This window comes from Streptomyces sp. NRRL WC-3549, from assembly GCF_000721935.1.
Classification (GTDB): Bacteria; Actinomycetota; Actinomycetes; order Streptomycetales; family Streptomycetaceae; genus Streptomyces.
Genome location: NZ_KL585445.1, coordinates 89,366 through 93,231, shown reverse-complemented (window position 1 = coordinate 93,231; position 3,866 = coordinate 89,366). Strand labels below are relative to the sequence as shown.

General features: G+C 74.1%; 3 protein-coding genes. 1 reads left to right on the top strand and 2 read right to left on the bottom strand.

Going from position 1 to position 3,866, the window contains the following annotated elements; translation table 11 throughout:
* The first annotated feature begins 19 nt into the window (after positions 1 to 19).
* Positions 20 to 2,188: a SpoIIE family protein phosphatase gene (locus IH13_RS0134675; RefSeq protein WP_234433490.1), complete on the top strand. Its 2,169-nt coding sequence runs from the start codon at positions 20 to 22 to the stop codon at positions 2,186 to 2,188.
* A gap of 33 nt (positions 2,189 to 2,221) precedes the next feature.
* Here the strand turns inward: IH13_RS0134675 and IH13_RS0134670 are convergent, their stop codons facing one another.
* Positions 2,222 to 2,434, bottom strand: coding sequence for a DUF4287 domain-containing protein (locus IH13_RS0134670; protein ID WP_031090903.1), 213 nt, complete (start codon positions 2,432 to 2,434; stop codon positions 2,222 to 2,224).
* Between the two features lie 216 nt (positions 2,435 to 2,650).
* Positions 2,651 to 3,667: an SEC-C domain-containing protein gene (locus IH13_RS0134665; RefSeq protein ID WP_031090901.1), complete on the bottom strand. Its 1,017-nt coding sequence runs from the start codon at positions 3,665 to 3,667 to the stop codon at positions 2,651 to 2,653.
* Between the last annotated feature and the right edge of the window lie 199 nt (positions 3,668 to 3,866).

Below are 3,866 nucleotides of genomic sequence, written 5' to 3'. Positions count from 1 at the left end.
GAGATGTGTATAAGAGACAGTGGCGGACCTTCTGCGGAGCGAGCGGCGCCGGGCCGGCGGCGGGACGCCGGGGCTGTTGCTGGAGCCGCTGGCGGGGCAGGACTGGGGGATCTGGGCGGCCGACGGGAACGACGGAGCCCTCGGTCAGGCGTTGCTGGACGTGTTGTTCTCGCAGACGTACATCCGGCTCCACGTGCTCGACCCGGAGCTCCGGGTCCTCCGCTCCGGCGCTCCCTCCGCCCATGAGGAGGCCGCCGAAAGCCTGCTCGGGCGCCTCTTCGGTGAGGTGTGCGCCTTCGAGGAACCGGAACGGGCGAACGCCTGCGTACGCGAGGTCCTGGAGACCGGTGTCCCCTGCATCCAGCAGCTGTTCCACCTTCGCCCGGACACCGCGCTGGGCGAACGGCGCACCCTGTCCATGACTGCGCTCCGACTCCAGGCGCGCCAGGGGGCGCGGGAAGGGGAGCGCGGCCCGGTCCTCGGGGTTGTCGTGTCCATGGTGGACATGACCGGGCAGGAGAAGCACCGGGGCCGGGAGGACATCCTCGCCGCGGTGCGCGACAACGTGGGGGCGACCCTCGACATCGAGGCCACCTGCCGCGAACTCGTCGACACGCTGGTCCCCGCCTACGCGGACCTCGGTGTCGTCGAGGTCGTCGACGCGCTGCTGCGGGGCGAGGCACCGCAGCCCGGCCCGTTGGAGCAGGACGTACCGCTGCGGCGTGCCGCGTACAAGGGCCGCGCCAGGCCCGCCCGCAGGGTGGGGGACGTCCGCACCGTCGTGCACGGGACCCCCTACCAGCAGGCCCTGTCCGACCTGCGGGCGCGCATCGTCCCCCTGACGGGCGAGCTCTGGGCCGACGTCGACCCGGAACAGGCGCGCCTCATCCGGGCCGCCGGTGCCCACACACTGCTGGTGGCGCCGTTGATTCTGCGCGGAGCGGTGCTGGGGCTGGTCAGCCTCTACCGGTACGGCGACTCCGAACCGTTCACCGAGCAGGACATCCCGGTCGCGGAGGCGGTGGCGTCCCGGGCCGCCCTCGGCATCGACAACGCCCGCCGGTACGTGCACGAGTACACCATCGTCAGCGCCCTCCACCGCGCTCTGCTCCCGCAGCGCCAGGCGGAACAGCCCGCCGTCGAGACGGAGCACCTGGTCCTGCCGGGACGGGACAGCGGCGTCTGGTTCGACACGATCGCCCTGCCCGGGGCACGGACCGCCCTCGTCATCGGCGAGGTGACCGAGCGCGGCATCCACGCGGCCACCGTCATGGGGCAGCTGCGTACCGTCGTCCAGGCATTCAGCGCGCTCGACCTGGACCCCGACGAGCTGATCGCCCGCCTGTACGACACCGCGGACCTGCTGGCGCAGGAGCGGACCCAGCTCCCGCCGAGCGATCCGCTGTACCGCAGACCGCTCTCCGCGACCTGCATGTACGCCGTGTACGACCCGTTCAGCGAGACGTGCGCCGTGGCCTCGGCCGGTCATCCCGCCCCGCTGGTCATCGGCCCGGACGGCACCGCGGACGTCGCCGACCTGCCCGTGGGGCCCCTCCTGGGGACCGCGGACCGGGGGCCGGTGGCCGAGGCGTCCCTGTCGCTCGGCGAGGGCAGCGTCCTCGCGTTCCACAGCAGCGCGCTGCGAAGCGCCGCCGCGTCCGCCTCCGGGGCACTGCGCCAGGCGCTCGCGCACCCGGGCCGTCCGCTGCGGGACCTGTGCGAAGCGGCCGCCGACGTCCTGCCCGACACCCCTGAGCTGCGGGGCGCGGCGCTGCTCCTGGCCCGGACCCAGGCCATGCCCGCCGACCGGTACGCCGCGTGGGAGCTGCCCTACGACAAGTCGGCCCCGGCGACCGCACGCCGCATGGTGTCCGAACGCCTCGCCGAGTGGAACCTCACCGGCGACACCGGGGAGGCCACCGAGCTGATCGTCAGCGAACTGGTGACCAACGCGATCCGCCACGGCCGCCCTCCGCTGAAGCTGCGCCTCATCCTCGACCGCGGGCTGACCTGCGAGATCTGGGACGGCAGCACCACCGTCCCGCACATGAAGTACGCCGGAGTGGTCGACGAAGGCGGACGGGGACTGTTCATCATCTCCCAGCTCGCCACGCTGTGGGGCACCCGGTACGCCTCGGAGGGCAAGCTCGTCTGGTCCGAGCAGACGCTCCCCCAGGGGCGGGAGTGAGCGGGCGGTACCGCCCACCCCCGGTACCCGCCCCTACGCGGCAGCGTCCTCGGCGCGGGTGTGGGCGACCAGGGCGTTGGCGTGCCCGTGGCCCAGGCCGTGCTCCGTCTTCAGCCAGGCGACGACCTCCATGTGCCGGGGCAGGGGCGAGGCGCGGATGAGGTCCTGCCACTCGGCGATCGGCCGGCCGTACTTCTTCTCGATCGCCGGGAAATAGCTCGCGGGGCCCTTCGCCTGGTCGCTCATACCGTGGTGCCGTCCGTTCCTGGGCTCGTGTGCGCGGTTGGTGCCGGTGATGACTCCCCGCCGGTCAGAAACTCATCGGCCGGCCCGCAAGACCGGCCCGCCGGTGCCTCCCGGCCTCCCCGGGGCCTCCCGGCCTCCCCGGGGCCTCCCGGCCTCCCCGGGGCCTCCCGGCCTCCCCGGGGCCTCCCGGCCTCCCGGGGCCGCGGCCCGCCGTCGTCACCGCGCAGCCGTCGTCCCGTGGCAGTCGCGGTACGGGCGTCCGGTGCCGCACCAGCAGGCCGCGCTGCGCGCCGGGGGCCACGGAAGGGCCCGGCCGCGCGCGGCGAGCGTGGTGGCGTACTGGGGGAGGAGGTCCGGGTCGGTCGGCGAGGACGCCTCGGAGGCGGCGAAGGCCTCGTAGGAGGGGACCGTGCCCGTGACGATGCCGAGGTTCGGCGTACCCGCGGCGTGCAGGTCCCGCAACGAGGCCTCCAGGCGCGTCAGGTGGGTCGCGTGGTCGACGTACTCCTCACGCAGTCCCGGGTACACCGCGAGCAGTTCGGCCAGTTCCTTCTCGGGCCAGTGCAGCACCGCGACCGGGAAGGGGCGGGACAGGGCGGCCCGGTAGGTGCCCAGCTCCGCGCGGAGGCGGGTGATCTCGGCCTCCAGCTCGCCCGGGTCCGAGGAGCCCAGGGACCACAGGCGCTTGGGGTCGTGCAGCTCGTCGAGCGGGACGGCCGCCGTGTTCAGGGCGTCGGCCAGCTCGTCCCACGCGTCGTGCCCGCACCCCATCAGCCGCCGCACCCGGTGCCGCCCCGTGAGCAACGACTGGGTGGCGTACGGCACCTCCTCGGCCGGGGCGAGCAGAAGGGTCAGCGCCGTCGAGAAGAAGTCGTGGGCCGACTCCAGCTCGTCGTGCGCCTCCAGCGTCCGGGCGGCGAGCTCCCACGCCGCCGCGTCGAGCGGCCCCGCGGCACGGAGGCCGTCGAGTATCGCCCGGGCCTCCGCCTCGTGGCCGTACTCCCACAGGTTGGCCGCTTTCAACGCTTTGACCAGGTGCGGACGGTCGAGAGGGGGCTGCGGCGACCCGAGCAGTTCGTCGTAGAGGGCGCTGGCGCGGGCACGGTCACCGCCCAGCTCGAAATGGGCTGCGGCCTGGAGGAACAGCGGTTCGCGGTCCTCGGGGTACTGCGCCGCGGTGCGCAGCAGGCGCTCGGCTTCGGTGGTGTGCTCGGCAGGCGTGTCGGGGCGCATGGACCACACGGTACTGCGGGACGGCGGCGGGGCGAGAGGGTCCCGGAAGGAGTGACGGGGGAGCTGGGCGGGCGCTCGGTCGGGCGGGTTCCGCGCCGGTGCGAACGGCTGCCGGCGGCCCCCGTGGCCGGGCGTGCGTGAGGCCCTTCACGCTCGGCGGCCCTCCGTGCGCGGGCTGCCGTTCGTGTATAACGGCTGG